This is a genomic window from Pyramidobacter sp. CG50-2 (genome assembly GCF_003612005.1).
Lineage (GTDB): Bacteria > Synergistota > Synergistia > Synergistales > Dethiosulfovibrionaceae > Pyramidobacter.
This window is the reverse complement of record NZ_RAWT01000030.1, coordinates 1-16,442: the sequence shown is the minus strand read 5'-3', so window position 1 is coordinate 16,442 and position 16,442 is coordinate 1. Positions and strand designations below refer to the sequence as shown.

The window sequence follows — 16,442 nt, the reverse complement described above, 5'->3', positions numbered from 1 at the left end:
AATAGTTTTCGTAACTTCGTTGAAATATGGATTCAGAGTCGGCGGCAATATGATAAACTGTCGTTCAGCGGCTGAAACGCAGCGGCTTTTTCTATTGGAGGCGGCCGCGGCGAAAGCTGGAATTTTTAGAGACGGACGGTGAATGGAATGGCTTTGTCGGACACATTGCGCGGTTTGTGGCGTTGGTTTCTGGACGACGCCGGGCTTCTGGAGCCGGAGAATGGCGGCGAAGACGCGATGCCGGTTGGCGACGATACGCTCTTTGCCGCGCTCGTGGCGGCGGCGGAAGCGCAGAATGCCACGCTGCCAGCAGGAGACGAAACGCTTTTCGCCGCGCTGGTCGCAGCTGCGGAGGCGAAAAGAAACGAGCGCCCCGCAAGCGACGATACGTTTTTCGCCGCGCTGAACGCGGCGGCAGAACTGGAGAGACCGCGCCGCGCGCTCTCCGGGGAAGGAGCGGCGAATGACCTGCCGACTTTGCCTGAAGAGCTGCCGGATGACCTTGACGGCTTCGCGGCGCCAGCCGTGTGTAAAAGAGGTGATGAAGCGGTTCAAGCGACGGTCATGCTGCCCGCGATGGCGGAAAATATCGCCGCGGGAGTTCCGGGGCAAGAAGGTACCGACGAGGATCTCGAGACGGCGGCAGCCGCGCCGCGAACCAAAGCTTCCGTCGCGACCAAGGAAGAGGAAGGCGGCGTTCTCTCCGTCGACGAGCCGCTTCTTTTCCAGTCCGCAGCGGATGATCTCCCGCGGGACGGTGCCGGCTTTTCGAAACCCGACGCGCGGGGCGCGGAAGGGGAGGAGCTTTTTGCCACCGCCGGCAAGGACGAAACGTTACAGGAGACCCGTGGGCGCCATATGTCGCCGCTCGGGCAGCTTGACGGCGAGGAAACGATGAACGAAGAAACCGCTCATGACGGCATTCTGACGGGTATTGGCGAGACACCGTGCGGTCAGGTCGCCGTCAGCGATTCGGCGTGCATCGTCCCCGGAGTCGAGCCGCAAGGCGAAGAAAAGGGCATACCCGCGAATATTTCCGCTTCCAGCGCCGAAGTGCGTGGGGCAAGCGATGGCCTCTGGGCTGCCGAGGCGGCGGAAGAGGCTGACACGCCTCTGGAGCCGCAGCCCGCCGACATTCGCCCGCAGTTGTCCGAGCCGGCGGCATCAACGCCCTTCCGTCAGAAGCGTATCGTCGTTTCGCTGCTCAAAGGGGGCGTCGGCAAGACGACGATCACCTGCTTTCTGGGCACCGCGATCGAGAAAATCTGGGATGAATACGGTTCCGAGCGGCGTCTGCTGGTCGTCGACACCGACCCGCAGGGGTCGAGTACCGATTTCTTCCTGCGCGACAAGAAGCCGGAGGAAGCGCGGACGCTGCGCGCGCTTTTCGAACCGTATCCTTTTCCGGGCGCGGCGAAAACGCTGTTCCACCCGACACGCTACCGCCATATCGACCTGCTGCCGGCGCATATATCCGTTTCCGACGTCATTCCTTCGCCCGAGGGCGATCGGGAGGCCCGTTTGGCGCAGTATCTGGCCGCGGCGGCCGACGATTATTCGCTGATCCTGATCGACACGCCGCCTTCCGATACACTGGCGTTGAGAAACGCGCTGATGGCCGGATCGGGCGTTTTCGTCCCCATCGATCCCAGCCGTCAGGCCATCGCGACGCTGCCCCAGTTTATCAGCACATTTAGCCGTTACAGCCAGTACAACGCGCAGCTGAAACTTTACGGCGTCATCTTCTCGCGCTACGACAGGCGCCGCGCGCTCGACCGCGATATCCGCGACGCCGTTTCCAAACAGCTCGGTCAGAGCGGCATCCGCTGCCGCGAGGCGCCTAACCGCTCGGCGATCTCAAACTGCTATAACAGCTATCTCGGCTTCGAAGGACTCGATCCCGCTAAAGACAAGGACGCTTACGACTTTTTCCGCGATCTGGCGCTTCAGGTCCTGATCGCCTGAGGCAGAGGAGGAGCGATTTTTAATGGCAAAAAGCACGGATGAAAATTTTTTGGGCGCTGAGATCACTGACGCTCTGAATCTTTTGGGAAAAATCGTCCAAGGCGCTCCCGACGCGCCGCACCCTCCCGAGCCGACGCCTGCCCCCGTTCCTGCCGCGGCCGACGACGAGCCGTTGCTCGTATGGTACCGCGCCATGAAGCCGCGCACGATGTGCAGACTGCTGTGGATGGTGCTGCTGCAATGGCAGGCGCGGCGCAGCGGCGGACGGATCCATTTCGAAGAATTCGCGGCGCTGCTTGGAGTGAAGAAGGAGAAGGTCGCCCAAGCGCTGCGCGACCTGAGCAAGCTCGGCTGGATCGAGATCACGGCTACGGAAACGGGACCGCGGCGGCGCATCATCAGCCGCACCGTCGCCGTCAAGACGTCGCGGCAGGAGCTCTCGTGAATCACGCGTTTTTGCACGAGCGTTGAATGGCGAAAACGCGAGATTTCGTGAGCTTTCCTGTTTGTGTACAGAGCCTCTCTTTTTTTGCAAGCGCTTACTGCAGCTCCCCTCGTGTTTTTTCAGACCGGCAAGGACCCAACGGCAAATTTGCTTTCCACCCCGATTTTTGCGATTGAATCGTCCCTATCCTTTCCTATTCAAGGCTATCGGGTCCTATCGCATTTGAATCTATTCGATTTTCATATATAATGTAATCATGCGCATGAGGAATTCCATGAGGAATTTCCACACTCCACTTGAGAAGGAAAAAGTGAATGTAGACAAAAATTTTGTCCCGCGTTCGTGTCTGAATTCGAAATGAGGTTGATTTATCATGACTCAGACTTCCACGTTGACCAGCATGAGTCAGGGCTCCGTCGCCCGTTTGCTCTTCCGGTTTTCTGCGCCTGCCACGCTTGGCCTTGTGGCCAACGCCTTTTACAACATCGTCGACCGTCTCTTCATCGGCCGTTTCACCGGCGCCGACGGTCTTGGCGCCGTCGGACTGACGTTTCCGCTGACGGTTTTCGTGATCGCCGTCGGCTCGCTCGTCGGCGTCGGCGCCGCATCGCAGATGTCGCGCCTGCTCGGCGAGGGACGGCGTCGGGATGCCGAAACGGTCCTCGGTAACGCCGCGGCGGTCATGACGCTGTTCGCCGCGCTTTTCACGGCCGCGGGGCTGTTCTGCCTCGACGGGCTGGTGAAAGCGTTCGGCGCCTCGCCCCATCTGGCGCCGCAGACTCGCATTTACACGGAAATTTTGTTCTGGGGAATGCCCTTCAACCTGTTGGGATTCTCGCTGAACTATCTGATCCGCGCCGAGGGGCACCCCCGTTACGCCATGTGGACGCTGTGCGTCGGCGCGGGCATGAACGTGTTCCTGGACTGGCTCTTCATTGCGCGCATGCGCATGGGCATCGCCGGGGCGGCGCTGGGGACGTCGCTGGCCCAGATCGCCTCGTTCGTCTGGGTGGCGCTGTTTTATCTCAAGGGCGCGGGATCGCTGCGGATCAGCGCCGCGTCGCTGAAACCCAATGGGGACATCGTCAGGGAGATGCTCCTTGTGGGCGCCTCTCCCTTTTTAATGGAGCTCTTTTACACGGTCAGCATGATGCTCTTCAACAACGTTGTCAACGATCTCGGCGGCGATCTGGCCATTTCGGCCGTGGGCATCTTCTTTTGCTTGGACAACCTGATCTATCTGCCCGTGTTCGGCGTCGGCGAAGGGCTTCAGCCCATTGTCGGCTACAACTACGGCGCCCAGCGGTCGGACCGCGTCAAACGCACGATTTTATGCGCGCTTGCCGTCAGCTCCGTCTATTTCGCGATTTCGTTCATCGGCGCCGAGTCTCTTACGCGCGCCATGGTCACGCTCTTCGCGGCCGACGACGAGGCCTTGATCCGCCTCACGGTGCGGGCCATGCGCATCGGCTATCTTGGCATGCCTTTTGCGGCGGCAGGCATCGTCGCCTCGAACGCGTTTCTCGCCGTGGGACGTTCGGGCGTGAGTCTGTTCCTCAACTTCTGCCGCCAGGGGTTCCTTTTCCTGCCGGCGCTGTTGGTTCTGCCGCAGCTGATGGGCCTTGACGGCGCGTGGAGCTGTTTCATCGTCGTCGATGTCGGAGGCGGGCTGATCGGCGCCATTCTGCTGTGGTATTTCTGGGAGAGCTTCAACGGCGGCGATCGCGACCTTCTCGGCACTCAGCTCGAAATCGCGTTCAATAAGTAGCGCGGAGGGGGCCTGCGGCTCTCGCATGTAGAAAACGCAGTTCATACAAACAAAGGGCGTGACGTTCGTTCGAGCGTCACGCCTTTTTTCGTCGGGAGTGCCTGCGCGGACCGCGAATCGTTTCTGCCGATTCCCGCGCCCTGATCCCGCTTTTCAATGATGCCTTTTTATTGGAAATCAGTACGATATTCTGCGCAGGAAACGCTGCAACGGCATCGGGACGACGCGCGCATACAAAAAAGCCGCCTCCCTCAACGGGAAACGGCTTTTCTTTGGGACGGAGCAAAAGAACTATTCGGTCTCGGGCTCGATCGCCTTCCAGACGATCGCGGCGACGACCGCGCCGGCCAGAGGCGCGGCGATGAAGACCCAGAGGTCTGCCATGGCGGCTCCCTTGGCGAAGAAGGCGGGGCCGAAGCTGCGGGCGGGATTGACGCTGGTGCCCGTGAAGTGGATGCCGAAAATGTGGATCAGAATCAGCGTCAGGCCGATGGCGAGGCCGGCGAACTTGTTGTGGCCAGACTTGGAGGTGACGCCGAGAATCGTCAGCACGAACGTGGCGGTGAGCACGCCCTCGACGGCGAAGCTCTTCACCACGTCGCCGCCATACAGCGCGTTGGCGCCGAAGCCGCTGTCCCAGCCGCAGAGGTAGCCGAGCAGAGCCGCACCGGCCGTGGCGCCGGCGAACTGGGCGATCACGTAGCCGATAAAGTCGCCGAAGCTCATGCCGCCGGTCAGCAGCACGCCCAGCGAGACGGCGGGATTGACGTGGCAGCCGGAAACGTTGCCGATGGAATAGGCCATGGCGACGATCGCCAGGCCGAACGCCAGCGCCGTGCCCAGATAGGCGGCGTTGACCTGCGCGCCGTTGCAGCCCAGCACGACGGCCGTGCCGCAGCCGAAGAGCACGAGCACAAAGGTGCCGACAAATTCAGCGAGATACTTCTTCATTCTTTTTGACTTCCTTTCAACATAGAAGAAATTTACAGCGCCCGTATTATATCCGAGTTTTTCGGTCTCGGCAAATCCGCATAAGTTTTTCTATTTATGTAATCGGGAAACGCGGAGGGTTTTTCAAAGCGCCGTCCGGCGCCGGACGGGCTTGTCCAAAACGTCTCCGCCGAGCTTGGCCGCGGCGGCCGTCAGGCAGGCGAAAAGCCGTTCGCGGTCGTGGGGCAGCCGTCCGCGCCTCGCGGGCAGCGCGGTTGGATCTCCGCAAGGTCTTTGCGCGCCTGCGCCGGAGCGCGCCGTGAAACGGCGTGCGGAATGTTCCACGTGGAACATTGACGACGGGCATATACCGCGCGCTCTTCTTCGCATCGGAAAGGAACCGGAGTTACTTGACGTTCTTCTTCCAGTCGTCGAGGTCCCATTTGTCGCGCAGAGCCTGGAACTCGCCGCTCTGCTTCATCTCTTCCAGCGCCTTGTCCACGGCAGCCAGCAGTTCCGGATCGTCCTTGGCGGCGCCGAAGGCCGAGCCTTTCGATTCCGTGGCCACGTTGGTCACGGCACAGACGGCGATCTTGCCGGCGAAATCTTTGGCCTGACAGTACTTGTAGCCCACGGGGCCGTCCAGCAGCGCGGCGTCGGCGCGGCCGAAAAGCACCTCGCGCAGACAGTCGTCGCTTTTCTGGTAGTTCTTGACGACGGCGTTCGGGATCGTGTGCGCGTAAGCGTCCTGGATCGTGCCCAGCTGCGTGGCGATGGTCATGCCGGCAAAGTCCGCCGCCGCGGCCTTTTCGTGCCCGGGCAGGACGAAAAACGCCGAGTCGGAATGATTGGTCACGCCGGTGAAGGCGATCTTCTTCCGGCGCGCGGGCGTGGCCGACATACAGGCGGCGATCAGGTCGATCTTGTGCGTCATCACCGCGGGCAGCAGGCCGTCGAAAGCCATGTCCACCCATTCGATCTTCTTGCCCAGCTTTGTGCCGATGCTTTCGATCAGGTCGATGTCGTAGCCCTGCGGCGAACCGTCGGGCGCGCGGAACTCGAACGGCGGAAACGTGCTCTCCGTGCCCACCGTCAGCGTTTCCTTCGTCATCGCGCCGGGCGTCGCCCAGGCCGCCGCGGCAAAAAACAAAGAAGCCGCCAGTCCGATCGCGCCGATGTGCCGTTTTTTCATGATAAACCCCTCCTGAATAAACTTATTTGTTGTTAAATGAGATGACAATAAACTTATGTTCGATGCCGTGAATGATACTTCGGTTCATTATATTTGTCAAGAATGCAATTAAATGAATAACAGTTTCGTTTCTTGCTCCATTTTTGTCCTGAAACTGCTAAAATAAAGACGCACGCAATTTCGATTCCCGAAGGAGGAATGCCGAATGACACTTTCCGAGCTTTATGTGGGCTGCCGCACGTACCGCCGCTTCGAACAGCGGCCGCTGCCGGACGGGCTGCTTCGCGCCATGCTGGAAAACGCCCGCATCGCCAGCACGGGGGCCAACGCCCAAACGCTGCGCTTCGTCGCGGTGCAGAGCGCCGCGCTGGTGGCCAAAATGCAGCCGCTCGTCAAATGGGCGGCCTATCTGCCCAAAGAGATCGGTACGCCGGCCGAGGGCGAACAGCCCGTGGCTTTTGTCGTCATCGTCAAAAAGGCTGGTTCGGGCGCGTTCGCCGGCGTGGATGTGGGCATCGCCGCCAACACGATCGCCACGACGGCGTGGGAGGCGGGCGTCGGCAGCTGTCTGATGGGCTCCATTAACCGCGCCGAAATCGCCGCGCTGCTCGGCGTGCCCGCGGAGGATACCGTATTTCTCGTCGTCGCGCTGGGCTATCCGGCGCACAAAAGCACGCTTGTTCCCGTCGGCGCCGATGGCAGCGTCAAATACTTCGTGGACGAAAAACGCGACTACTTCGTGCCCAAACGCGCCTTTGACGACGTAGCGAAAATCGTTTAAGGCTATTTCTTGATAGAAAGCACTGATATAGTTTGCGGGGCGCTGCGGGGGAGTTCAGTCGCTTAGGACTACCTCGACCGCAGCGCCCTTGCGTTCGTCTCTTTAATTAAGAAATAGTATAAGGCCGGCGTGCCTGTTTTCGGTTGGCGGCGCCGGAAATGTCTCCCGAAGAACGCGAAAGAGCCTTGTAAAGCCCGGAGCACGGCTTTACAAGGCTCTTTTTGCGCGCTTTCCGTCGGGGGCGCTTATCGCACCGGAATGACCCGGTTCACGGCAAGGCGGCTCATCTCGCGTCCCTGCGCGTCGAGTTCGACGTAATGGAGCGCGTCGTACTTGAAGCCCCACTCGTCGGCATAGTAGCCGTCGGCGTGGCGGACGAGCAGGCGGTCCTCCTCGCCGACGAACGTGCAGATGTTTCCGCCTCGGTCGCTCATCACGGAGACGATGGGGCGGGACAAACGGTTGAACTGGTCGAGCGTGAAGGACACGCCGTGTTCGGACATGATCACGATCATGAAAATCGCTCCTTTCGGCCGGCGGGGTTCGTCAGGGAGCTTTCGCGCCGCCCCGTGCGGTTTCGACGGTATCGGCGCAGTCTTCCAGGATTTGGCGGTCGGCGGCGGAGGGGCGCCCTTCGGCGACGCGGCGGAGGAATTCCGAGGCCAGATCGTGCGGCAGGGACCAGAGGTCTTCCGGCGTTTTCAGGCGCATCCCTTCTCGCTCGTTCCACAGCACGGTGACGTGCGAACCGTCGGAAAAAGTTTTGCAGAAAGCCATCTCGTTGCTCACGGGACATCGCTCCTTTAGAATACTGATTTTCGATGAGAAAGCATCATTGAAAATGTCGCCCTGGCGCGGCCGAAAAGCATGCGGCACGCGATTTCATGCGGTTTTCGGCGCGCCTTCGGCGCTCTAAAGGGCGAAGAACCTGCGCTTTTTTGACGAAAACAAGTCCGAGATAACGGGCCATGGCGGCGGGGTGATCGCAGGGAGACGGTTTCCGCGCCGGCGGACGGGAGCCTTTTGCCTGCGCAAAGAAAGTTATTTTTTCATTCTCATTATAGGGATGCCGTCTTATAATTGTCAATCATTTTACGGTGAAACGGGGGGTTTTTATGAACGAGAAGGCGGTCATCTGCCGCGCTTTGCGAGCGGCTTTCCCTTTTACGATCCCGATTTTTGCGGGGTTCTGGTTCCTCGGCCTGACCTACGGCGTTTACATGAACGTGTCGGGGTTCAGCTTCTGGTATCCGCTGCTGATGGCGATGACGATCTTCGGCGGCTCGCTGGAATTCGTCGCCGTTTCCATGCTAACGGCACCTTTCGCGCCGTTGCAGGCGCTGGCGATGGCGCTGATCATCCAGGCGCGGCATCTTTTCTACGGTCTGGCCATGCTGGAGAAGTTCAAAGGCCTGGGCTGGAAGAAGCCGCTGCTGATCTTTCTCATGTGCGACGAGTCCTTCTCCATCAACTGCGCCGCTGCGGTTCCGGCGGGCGTCGATCGCGGCTGGTTCATGCTCTTTGTATCGCTGCTGAATTACGCCTACTGGGTGAGCGGCTCGGCGCTCGGCGGCGCGCTCGGCTCGTTGGTACGCTTCAACAGCGAAGGGCTGGAATTCGTGATGACGGCCATGTTCGTCGTCATCTTCGTAGAGCAATGGCTCAAGGAAAAAAGCCACCTGACGGCGCTGATCGGCTTGGGCGCGTCGATTGTGTGCCTGTTCTGCTGCGGCCCGGATTCCTTTATGATTCCATCGATGCTCGTCATTTTTGCCCTGCTGGCGCTCTGGCGTCGTCCCATCGTCCGCCGAGGAGGCTATGAAGAATGACTCTGTCGCAGCAAATCATCACCGTCGCTATGTGCGCTCTCGGCACGATGATTACGCGTTTTCTGCCGTTCGTGATCTTCTCTGCGTCGCGTCCAACGCCGCCGTTTGTGCGTTATCTGGGCAAGGCTCTACCCGGCGCCGTGTTCGGTCTGCTCGTTGTCTACTGCCTGAAGAACGTCAGTCTGCTCGGCGGCACTCACGGCCTGCCGGAGCTGATCTCGATCGCCGTCACCGTGCGGCTGCACTTGTGGAAGCGGCAGATGCTCCTCTCCATCGCCGCCGGCACGATCTGCTACATGCTGCTCGTGCAGCTGGCGTTCTAGCGGGGCGAAAACGGGGCTGGGAGCGGAATTTTTTACTGCCGTTGCCGATCTGCAGCGGCACATTCCTGAAATATATCCTGTTTTATGCTAAAATGTTCTGGTAAAATCTCTGCACGGCGGAGCGCGGTTTTCCGAAGAAAGCCGCGTCGAATTTTTTTCGCGAACAGCGCGAAGCGATCAGGGGGAAGACATCATGGGCGGCTTTTTTGCGGCGGCGCTGAGGGAAGACTGCGTTTTCGATCTGTTTTTCGGCACGGACTACCATTCCCATCTGGGAACGCGGCGCGCCGGTCTGGCGGTTTACGGCAAAAAGGGGTTCGACCGCGCCATCCACAACATCGAAAACTCCCCCTTCCGCACCAAGTTCGAGAAAGAGGCCAACGCCATGCAGGGCACCATGGGCATCGGCTGCATCTCCGACTACGATCCTCAGCCGCTGGTGGTGCGTTCGCATCACGGCACCTACGCGATCACGACCGTCGGCAGGGTCAACAACAAAGACCATCTGCTCGACATGATCATGAAGAACACCGGCATTCATTTCTTCGAAATGACCTCCGGCGACATCAACTCCACCGAGCTCGTCGCCGCCCTCATCAACCAGAAGGACAGCCTCGTCGAGGGCATCCGCTCCGCGCAGGAGATGATCGACGGCTCCATGACGCTGCTCGTGCTGACCGCCGACGGCGTTTACTGCGCCCGCGACCGCTTCGGCCGCACGCCGCTGACCATCGGCCTGAAGGACGAGGGTTTCTGCGCCTCCTTCGAGCCCTTCGCTTATCTCAACCTCGGCTATCGCGACTACAAGGAGCTCGGCCCCGGCGAGATCGACCTGATGACTCCCGAAGGCGTGACCACCCTCGTGCCGCCGGGAGAAAAAATGCGCATCTGCACCTTCCTGTGGGTCTACTACGGTTATCCGTCCTCGCACTACGAGGGCGTCTCCGTCGAGCGGATGCGCTACAACTGCGGCCGCATGCTGGCCCGGCGCGACGGCATGAGCCGCGAGCGGATCGACACGGTGGCCGGCGTGCCCGACTCCGGCATCGCTCACGCCATCGGCTACGCCAACGAATCCGGCGTGCCCTTCTCGCGCCCGCTGATCAAGTACACGCCGACCTGGCCGCGCAGCTTCATGCCCACCGTTCAGTCCAAGCGCGACATGATCGCCAAGATGAAGCTGATCCCCGTTCATGAACTGATCGAAAAGCAGCGCATGCTCCTCATCGACGACTCCATCGTGCGCGGCACGCAGCTGCGCAAGACCACCGAGTTCCTGTTCCGCACCGGCGCGCGCGAAGTCCACGCCCGCCCCGCCTGCCCGCCGATCATGTTCGGCTGCAAGTACATCAACTTCTCGCGCTCCAATTCCGACATGGAGCTGATCGCCCGCCGCATCGTCAGCAAACTCGAAGGGCACGAACCCGAGCGCGCCGTCCTCGAAGAGTACTGCGATCCCGAGTCGGAGCGCTACGCCGCCATGCTGGAAGGCATCCGCCGCCAGATGGGATTTTCCTCGCTCAAGTTCAACCGCCTCGACGACATGCTCGCCGCCGTCGGCGTCGAAGCCTGCAAACTCTGCACGTACTGCTGGAACGGAAGAGAATGAAAGACAAAACGGAGCCGGCCCGCTTTCCATTGAGGGAAAGCGGGCCGGCTCCGTTTTGCCATACCGAATGGACGCGGATAGCGGAAACATGGCGTCCGTTTGCGGACATGTCCGTTCGGGAAAAAAGACGCGCTTGCAGAAAGATCGTCCCATCGTGCCGGCGTCGGAAGGAAAGCGAACATTTTCTTGATTGTCAAGAGATCGTCTCGTTTTTTCGCGCTCGACTTATTGTACAGGATACTGTACAATATTTTGTACGGAAACCAGTGTGCAAATAAATATGAAAGGGGCGTTTGACATGCTAGCCGCAAATTATTCGACCATGCGGACAAAATTCAAAGAATACTGCGACGCCGCGGTCAACAACGACGAAGTCGTCGTGATTACCCGCAAAAACGAAGAAAACGTCGTACTGCTGAGCCTCGACAGCTATAACCGTCTCATGAAGAGCCTCCGCAACGCCGAATACGTCGCCAAGCTCGACCGCGCGTTCAAACAGCTGGAAGCCGGCGGCGGCCAGGAACATGAACTCACCGAAACGGAATAGCCGGCATGAATAAGCGCTGGTCGGACATAGCATGGGACGAATATCTTGAATGGCAATCCGTAGACAAGAAAGCCGTCAAGAAAATCAACGCGCTGATCAAGGACATCGAACGGAACGGAGTATCCAAGGGCATCGGCAAGCCTGAACTGCTGCGCTACATCAACGGCTGGAGCCGCGAGATCGACAAAAAGAACCGCCTCGTGTACCGAATCGACGAACACGAATTTTTGTTTATCGCCTCGTGCAAGGGGCATTACGAAGAGTAATACTAATTCTTGATAGTAAAGTATTAACATAGTTTTCTGGGCGCTGCGGGGGAGTTCAGCCGCTCAGGACTCCCTCGACCGCTGCCTCGGCGACATGCTCGCCGCCGTCGGCGTCGAAGCCTGCAAGCTCTGCACGTACTGCTGGAACGGCAGGGAATGAACGCGCGCCCACGCGGCGAAATTCTTTCGCGAAAAAGAGCCTGTCTCCCGACTCGTGCCAAACGAGACGGGAGCAGGCTCTTATCGACAGAGGCGCCGTGCGATCGAGAAACGGCATTACGAACCGCTCTCGACGCTGATGGCGACCTTTTCTTTTTCTTCCGCGCGGCGGCGCTGCCATAAACCGTCCGCCACGGGCGCCCAGAGGCGGGCGTATTCGTCGCACTTGGCGCACAGGTGTTCCGCCGATTCGGGCGACTGCAGATCCGTGGAGCGCGCTCCCGTCGCCGAGACCATGGCGCGGAGTTTCTGCGGATTTTCCAGCATCGGACAGGGCAGCAGCATGTTCTCGTTGAACGGCTGTCTTTTGTGGTAGGCCATCAGCAGCGGCGACTGCAGCGCTTCCAGCAGCGTCTTCTCGCGGATGTTGGAGTCGGAATAATGAACGAACACGCACGGGTCGATGTCGCCGTTGGCGTTGATGTGCAGGTAGCGGCGTCCGCCGGCGATGCAGCCGCCCACGTACTCGGCGTCGTTCTGGAAGTCGATCGAGAACAGCGGCTTGGTGCGGCGGTAGCGGCGGATGCGCTCGTAGATCCCCCGGCGCTGCTCGGCCGTCGGCAGCAGCTCCGGCACGGCGTCGTTGCCGACCGGCATGTAATGGAAATACCAGACGAAGAAGGCGCCCATGGCGATCAGGCTGTCGTAAAACGCTTCCGAGGTGACCGATTCGTAGTTGGCGCGCGTGTAACAGGTGGAGATCCCGTAGAACAGCTTCTTGCGGCGCAGAAGATCGACCGCCCGCATCGCCTTTTGGTAGACGCCACGGCCGCGCCGGCCGTCGGTCGCTTCTTCGCCGCCTTCCAGCGAGATGGCGGGGACGAAATTCTTCACGCGCCGCATCTCGTCGGCGAAAGCCTCGTCGATCAGCGTGGCGTTGGTGAAGCAGAGGAACACGCAGTCCGGGTGCCGTTCGCAGAGGCGGACGAGGTCGTCCCTGCGCACCAGCGGTTCGCCGCCCGTGTAGATATACATGTAAACGCCCAGTTCCTTGCCCTGCCGGATGACGCTATCGATCTCGTCGAGGCTCAAGTTCAGGCTGTTGCCGTATTCCGCCGCCCAACAGCCCGTGCAGTGAAGGTTGCAGGCCGACGTCGGATCCATCAGGATCGCCCAGGGAATATTGCAGCCGTACTTTCGGCGGCATCGTTCCTGAACAGGCCATCCGCTCAGGTTGGCGTTGACGAAGAAATTCACCGCCAGCGTCTTCAGAACGTCGGCATCCACGTCCGTCAGGAGCCGGCGGACGAGCGGATAATAAGGATCCCGCGGATTGGCGATCGCCTCTCTGACCGCCTGACGCTGCGGCGCGAACTCGCCGCGGTCGAACCGGTCGGCCCAGTCGATCAGCTTTCTGAGATTTTTCTCGGGCTCCCTGAACACGTACTTGAGAGCCTGTTCGATGCCCAACTTCTTGATCGTCGTCGAAAAATCCATCAAAAACGCCCCTTTCGTTCCTTTTCGAAATGCCGTGAATCTTGCGGGAATGCCGCTGTCCCCTCGGCCGGGAACGGGCGCGGCGCCTTCCGGAAAAGAGAAAAGCACCCGTTCCCGCGAAGCGTGACGAACTTCGCCGGTGCGGATGCTCCCGATCATGCAGACAAAACCGTTTTCTTGAAGAGGCCTCGACCGGCGCCCTCGAACGAGCCCCTCGGGCCGACGCTTTGATTGTGCCCGAACGGGAGCGTTTGAGCGTTCCCAAACACGCGGAGTCATTTTCTATAAAATAATTATATCATAAGTGAGTATATTCGTGGCCGGGAAACGGCGAGCCGAATAATAAAAGTATAAAATCGCAGCGAAGGTATCGCATGACGGCAGCTGAACGCTCTAGACTCTGCATTTATTGCTGGAATGGAAGAGAATGAAAAACACGACGGCGGCAGCCCCTTTCCCCGCGATGGGAAGGGGGCTGCCGCCATTTTGCTGTACCGACTGGGCGCGGACAAGGGAAACACGCCGGCCGTTTTGCAGGCATGTCCGTTCGGAAAAAACAAAAAGACATGCTTGCATAATGATCGTTTCATCGTGCCGATGGCGGAAAAGCCCGCCCTGAAATAAGAGCTGTACAGTACGAAACGGACTTTGCGCGCGGTTTTGAGCGATAGGTAAGGGAAGATGTAATGAAAACAATTAGATATCTTTACGGGGGGGTATGATAAGCTAACATTAATTGTCCAATTACAATTCGAATACATTGGTTGAATTGATCCATTCCATCGCAGTGTGGATGAAATCTTTTATTTATCCCTGCGACGACAGGAACTTCAGGTATTCGAGGCGCGGCGTCGGAAGGAAAACAGATATTCCCGTTTTCCCCCGTCGGGGGAGCCTCTTGGGAGCGGCGTTCTTGATTCGTAAATATTCGAAAGGGGAATATCACATGGAAGAGCAAAGAAGGTTCTATTGGAAACGCGGCGCATCGGTTGCCGGCACGTCGCTGCTGGCGGCTGCGTGTCTGGGGCTGACGACGTTCCCGGGTACGGCCCTCGCTGCCCTGCAGAGCTGGGACGCTCAGATCGGCGGGGTCACGGTGAAGACTGTCGATGAAACCGACAACGTCCTGAACTTCAAGGCGGGCGAGATATCCAACATCGTTTTGACGAACAAGGGGGGCGCCATCGATATCGCCACCAGCCGTAACGTGCAGTTCAACAGAGTCGGCATCGGCACGGGAACAGTCCTCGAAAACGGCGGGGCGATCATCGGCAACGTCAGCATCAATAACCCCGAAGTCAGCTTGGGCACCGTGAACGGCCTGATCAACATCACACTCGACCCCGGCTGGGGCGAGGGCAACAGGCGCTTCCAGGCCGCCACCGAGGGACAGCTCAGAGAGATAGCCAACGCTGACATGTACTTCCACGTCAACCCCGGCGCGGGAGTCGCTCCCGTCGGCACCAACAAAGGCCCCATGACGGCCACGGCGGGCGCCGGAGGCGCCAACTCGCTGGCAGCCGGTATCAACGCCAAGACGGGCAAGGATGCTGAAAAATCCGTGGCGATCGGCTATGGTTCCTATGCGAAGGAAACCGGCGCCGTTTCGATCGGCAGCGGCGCGGGCGGCGAATATGGAGCCGGTATTTCCATCGGCGACGGCAGCGTTTCCCAGCGTTCCACCTCGCTTGCCATCGGAACCGGCGCGAAAACGGGGCACGGCAACGGGCCTACCGCCGGTGGCGGCGACATCGCCGTCGGCGATCAGTCTTTTGTTGAAAATTACGTCAACCAGAGCGGCGGCATCGCGATCGGGCAGAAGAGCCACGTCGAAAATATGTACGGTTCGCGGGAAAGCCTCTTTGCCTTCGGACAGACCGACTACAGCGGCGGAACGCCGGCCGATCCGTCGAAAGTCGCCACGGGCATCGCGATAGGCCAGAACTCCTACGCCCGCACCGGCAGCCTGATGGTCGGTACCCACAATTATCGGGGGCTGCTGGGAGACGTGACAGTCGACAGCGCAGATACCAAAACCTTTAATCTGGACATCAACTCGACTACCCTCGGCACGAACAGCTATAACGAGGGAGCTTTCTCCACCGTGACTGGCGCGTATTCGATCGCGTCCGGAAGCTACAGCACGGGCAGGGCGAAGAATTTCGGCGCCAACATCTACGGCGCTTTGAACAGCATTGAATCGGAGACGGCTGCCAGTCCTCTTTCCGGCGTCGCCAACAGCGTCGTCGGCACGGCGAACCGGACGTTCAACTCCAACGGCTCGCTGATTTTCGGCGCCGGCAACGAGATCAAAAACTCCGTCGCGGTTATCACAGGTATGCCGGCCAGCGGCGGAGATTCCGCCAAGGCGCTGGCCGACAGCCTGCGCGCTGCGGTAAAATCTTCGGAAGGCGGCGGCGCGGTCCTTGCCGTCGGAGGCGGCAATACGGCGGATTACGCGCAGGCCTCCCAGCTGATGGGCGTGAACAACACGCTGACCGGCACGAGCAACGCTATCAGCAGGTACAACCTGCTCGACGGCTACAAGAACACCGGCGAAAACGTCAGCCACATTACCGTGATCGGTTCGGGGAACACCGTCAAAAACGGCGAGTTCAACATCGTGCTGGGCGACAGACGCCGCATGTACGGCAAGAGCCACAACGTCGTCATCGGCTCCGCGGACGGCGCGACGGAGACGACCGCGTCGGACGCCGTCATCATTGGGTATAACGCCAACGCTTCCGTCGACGGCGGCGTGGCCCTCGGCAGCGGCTCAGTGGCCTCTGTCGACAAAGGCGTCGTCGGCTACGATCCCACCCCTGGGGCGGACCACGCCAACGATACGACCGGCGTCTGGAAATCCACCGCCGCGGCCGTTTCCGTCGGCGCGGTGACGATCACGGGAGGAACGCCGGTCACCCGCCAGATCACCGGCGTCGCCGCCGGCGTCAACGACACCGACGCCGTCAACGTCGCCCAGCTCAAAGCCCTGCTCGGCGCCGGCGGCGGCTCCTGGAATCTCGATACCAAGCCCGGCACGCAGCCGGCAGTCGCCGTCAATCCCAACGACACAGTGACGTTCACCAGCGGCGACAACATCACCATCACCCGCGACGACAAAAACGTCA

Annotated in this window: 16 protein-coding genes and 1 pseudogene; 11 read left to right on the top strand and 6 right to left on the bottom strand. The window is 60.0% G+C overall.

Annotated features, from left to right (window positions below; translation table 11 throughout):
- Positions 1 to 147: 147 nt before the first annotated feature.
- The 3 genes from D7D26_RS07485 to D7D26_RS07475 all read left to right on the top strand — a co-directional run bounded on the left by D7D26_RS07485 (position 148) and on the right by D7D26_RS07475 (position 4,178).
- The gene (locus D7D26_RS07485; RefSeq protein ID WP_078015253.1) at positions 148 to 1,965 is read left to right on the top strand and encodes a ParA family protein; all 1,818 of its coding nucleotides are present in this window, start codon (positions 148 to 150) and stop codon (positions 1,963 to 1,965) included.
- Positions 1,966 to 1,987: 22 nt separating this feature from the next.
- Positions 1,988 to 2,410: a helix-turn-helix domain-containing protein gene (locus tag D7D26_RS07480; protein WP_078015254.1), complete on the top strand. Its 423-nt coding sequence runs from the start codon at positions 1,988 to 1,990 to the stop codon at positions 2,408 to 2,410.
- Between the two features lie 373 nt (positions 2,411 to 2,783).
- A complete protein-coding gene (locus tag D7D26_RS07475; RefSeq protein WP_078015255.1) occupies positions 2,784 to 4,178 on the top strand; it encodes an MATE family efflux transporter in 1,395 nt (464 codons plus the stop codon).
- A gap of 291 nt (positions 4,179 to 4,469) precedes the next feature.
- On the opposite strand, the gene D7D26_RS07470 is transcribed toward D7D26_RS07475, so the two are convergent.
- The 3 genes from D7D26_RS07470 to D7D26_RS07460 form a co-directional block, all read right to left on the bottom strand.
- Positions 4,470 to 5,129, bottom strand: coding sequence for an MIP/aquaporin family protein (locus tag D7D26_RS07470; protein ID WP_078015256.1), 660 nt, complete (start codon positions 5,127 to 5,129; stop codon positions 4,470 to 4,472).
- Between the two features lie 123 nt (positions 5,130 to 5,252).
- Positions 5,253 to 5,462 carry a hypothetical protein gene (locus D7D26_RS07465; protein ID WP_078015257.1) on the bottom strand — a complete coding sequence of 70 codons (210 nt, stop codon included), beginning with the start codon at positions 5,460 to 5,462 and terminating at the stop codon, positions 5,253 to 5,255.
- 52 nt (positions 5,463 to 5,514) lie between these two features.
- Complete coding sequence (locus tag D7D26_RS07460) at positions 5,515 to 6,300, bottom strand: transporter substrate-binding domain-containing protein (RefSeq protein ID WP_078015258.1); 786 nt, start codon at positions 6,298 to 6,300, stop codon at positions 5,515 to 5,517.
- A 205-nt stretch (positions 6,301 to 6,505) separates the two neighbouring features.
- Here D7D26_RS07460 and D7D26_RS07455 point away from each other — a divergent pair, with 205 nt between their 5' ends.
- On the top strand, positions 6,506 to 7,081 hold the full coding sequence (locus D7D26_RS07455; protein WP_120372629.1) for a nitroreductase family protein: 576 nt from the start codon (positions 6,506 to 6,508) through the stop codon (positions 7,079 to 7,081).
- A 245-nt stretch (positions 7,082 to 7,326) separates the two neighbouring features.
- Here D7D26_RS07455 and D7D26_RS07450 read toward each other — a convergent pair whose 3' ends face one another.
- Entirely contained in the window at positions 7,327 to 7,596 is a 270-nt protein-coding gene (locus tag D7D26_RS07450) for a hypothetical protein (RefSeq protein ID WP_078015260.1), read from the bottom strand.
- A 31-nt stretch (positions 7,597 to 7,627) separates the two neighbouring features.
- The gene (locus D7D26_RS07445; protein ID WP_078015261.1) at positions 7,628 to 7,870 is read right to left on the bottom strand and encodes a hypothetical protein; all 243 of its coding nucleotides are present in this window, start codon (positions 7,868 to 7,870) and stop codon (positions 7,628 to 7,630) included.
- 326 nt (positions 7,871 to 8,196) lie between these two features.
- Between D7D26_RS07445 and D7D26_RS07440 the strand changes: the two genes are divergently transcribed.
- The 5 genes from D7D26_RS07440 to D7D26_RS07420 all read left to right on the top strand — a co-directional run bounded on the left by D7D26_RS07440 (position 8,197) and on the right by D7D26_RS07420 (position 11,655).
- Positions 8,197 to 8,910 (top strand): AzlC family ABC transporter permease, encoded by a 714-nt coding sequence (locus D7D26_RS07440; RefSeq protein ID WP_078015262.1) that lies wholly within the window; start codon positions 8,197 to 8,199, stop codon positions 8,908 to 8,910.
- Positions 8,907 to 9,233 (top strand): branched-chain amino acid transporter permease, encoded by a 327-nt coding sequence (locus tag D7D26_RS07435; protein ID WP_078015263.1) that lies wholly within the window; start codon positions 8,907 to 8,909, stop codon positions 9,231 to 9,233. Before D7D26_RS07440 ends, D7D26_RS07435 begins: the two co-directional genes overlap by 4 nt.
- A 193-nt stretch (positions 9,234 to 9,426) precedes the next feature.
- On the top strand, positions 9,427 to 10,842 hold the full coding sequence (locus D7D26_RS07430; protein WP_120372628.1) for an amidophosphoribosyltransferase: 1,416 nt from the start codon (positions 9,427 to 9,429) through the stop codon (positions 10,840 to 10,842).
- A 298-nt stretch (positions 10,843 to 11,140) separates the two neighbouring features.
- Positions 11,141 to 11,389 carry a type II toxin-antitoxin system Phd/YefM family antitoxin gene (locus tag D7D26_RS07425; protein ID WP_120372627.1) on the top strand — a complete coding sequence of 83 codons (249 nt, stop codon included), beginning with the start codon at positions 11,141 to 11,143 and terminating at the stop codon, positions 11,387 to 11,389.
- Positions 11,390 to 11,394: 5 nt separating this feature from the next.
- Positions 11,395 to 11,655 carry a Txe/YoeB family addiction module toxin gene (locus D7D26_RS07420; protein ID WP_120372626.1) on the top strand — a complete coding sequence of 87 codons (261 nt, stop codon included), beginning with the start codon at positions 11,395 to 11,397 and terminating at the stop codon, positions 11,653 to 11,655.
- 276 nt (positions 11,656 to 11,931) lie between these two features.
- Here the strand turns inward: D7D26_RS07420 and D7D26_RS07410 are convergent, their stop codons facing one another.
- Positions 11,932 to 13,470: a radical SAM protein gene (locus tag D7D26_RS07410; RefSeq protein ID WP_233543494.1), complete on the bottom strand. Its 1,539-nt coding sequence runs from the start codon at positions 13,468 to 13,470 to the stop codon at positions 11,932 to 11,934.
- Between the two features lie 258 nt (positions 13,471 to 13,728).
- Between D7D26_RS07410 and D7D26_RS07405 the strand changes: the two genes are divergently transcribed.
- Positions 13,729 to 13,935 (top strand): hypothetical protein, encoded by a 207-nt coding sequence (locus D7D26_RS07405; RefSeq protein ID WP_078015266.1) that lies wholly within the window; start codon positions 13,729 to 13,731, stop codon positions 13,933 to 13,935.
- Positions 13,936 to 14,257: 322 nt separating this feature from the next.
- A pseudogene (locus D7D26_RS12630) lies at positions 14,258 to 16,442 on the top strand (hypothetical protein); the annotation flags it as partial.

Excerpts from the sequence above, each read along its gene's own strand:
- D7D26_RS07480 (WP_078015254.1), top strand. The coding sequence starts at position 1,988 with ATGGCAAAAAGCACGGATGAAAATTTTTTGGGCGCTGAGATCACTGAC.
- D7D26_RS07485 (WP_078015253.1), top strand. The coding sequence starts at position 148 with ATGGCTTTGTCGGACACATTGCGCGGTTTGTGGCGTTGGTTTCTGGAC.
- D7D26_RS07465 (WP_078015257.1), bottom strand. The coding sequence starts at position 5,462 with ATGTTCCACGTGGAACATTCCGCACGCCGTTTCACGGCGCGCTCCGGC.
- D7D26_RS07425 (WP_120372627.1), top strand. The coding sequence starts at position 11,141 with ATGCTAGCCGCAAATTATTCGACCATGCGGACAAAATTCAAAGAATAC.
- D7D26_RS07475 (WP_078015255.1), top strand. The coding sequence starts at position 2,784 with ATGACTCAGACTTCCACGTTGACCAGCATGAGTCAGGGCTCCGTCGCC.
- D7D26_RS07420 (WP_120372626.1), top strand. The coding sequence starts at position 11,395 with ATGAATAAGCGCTGGTCGGACATAGCATGGGACGAATATCTTGAATGG.
- D7D26_RS07435 (WP_078015263.1), top strand. The coding sequence starts at position 8,907 with ATGACTCTGTCGCAGCAAATCATCACCGTCGCTATGTGCGCTCTCGGC.
- D7D26_RS07430 (WP_120372628.1), top strand. The coding sequence starts at position 9,427 with ATGGGCGGCTTTTTTGCGGCGGCGCTGAGGGAAGACTGCGTTTTCGAT.
- D7D26_RS07410 (WP_233543494.1), bottom strand. The coding sequence starts at position 13,470 with ATGATCGGGAGCATCCGCACCGGCGAAGTTCGTCACGCTTCGCGGGAA.
- D7D26_RS07440 (WP_078015262.1), top strand. The coding sequence starts at position 8,197 with ATGAACGAGAAGGCGGTCATCTGCCGCGCTTTGCGAGCGGCTTTCCCT.
- D7D26_RS07470 (WP_078015256.1), bottom strand. The coding sequence starts at position 5,129 with ATGAAGAAGTATCTCGCTGAATTTGTCGGCACCTTTGTGCTCGTGCTC.
- D7D26_RS07460 (WP_078015258.1), bottom strand. The coding sequence starts at position 6,300 with ATGAAAAAACGGCACATCGGCGCGATCGGACTGGCGGCTTCTTTGTTT.
- D7D26_RS07450 (WP_078015260.1), bottom strand. The coding sequence starts at position 7,596 with ATGATCGTGATCATGTCCGAACACGGCGTGTCCTTCACGCTCGACCAG.
- D7D26_RS07405 (WP_078015266.1), top strand. The coding sequence starts at position 13,729 with ATGGAAGAGAATGAAAAACACGACGGCGGCAGCCCCTTTCCCCGCGAT.
- D7D26_RS07455 (WP_120372629.1), top strand. The coding sequence starts at position 6,506 with ATGACACTTTCCGAGCTTTATGTGGGCTGCCGCACGTACCGCCGCTTC.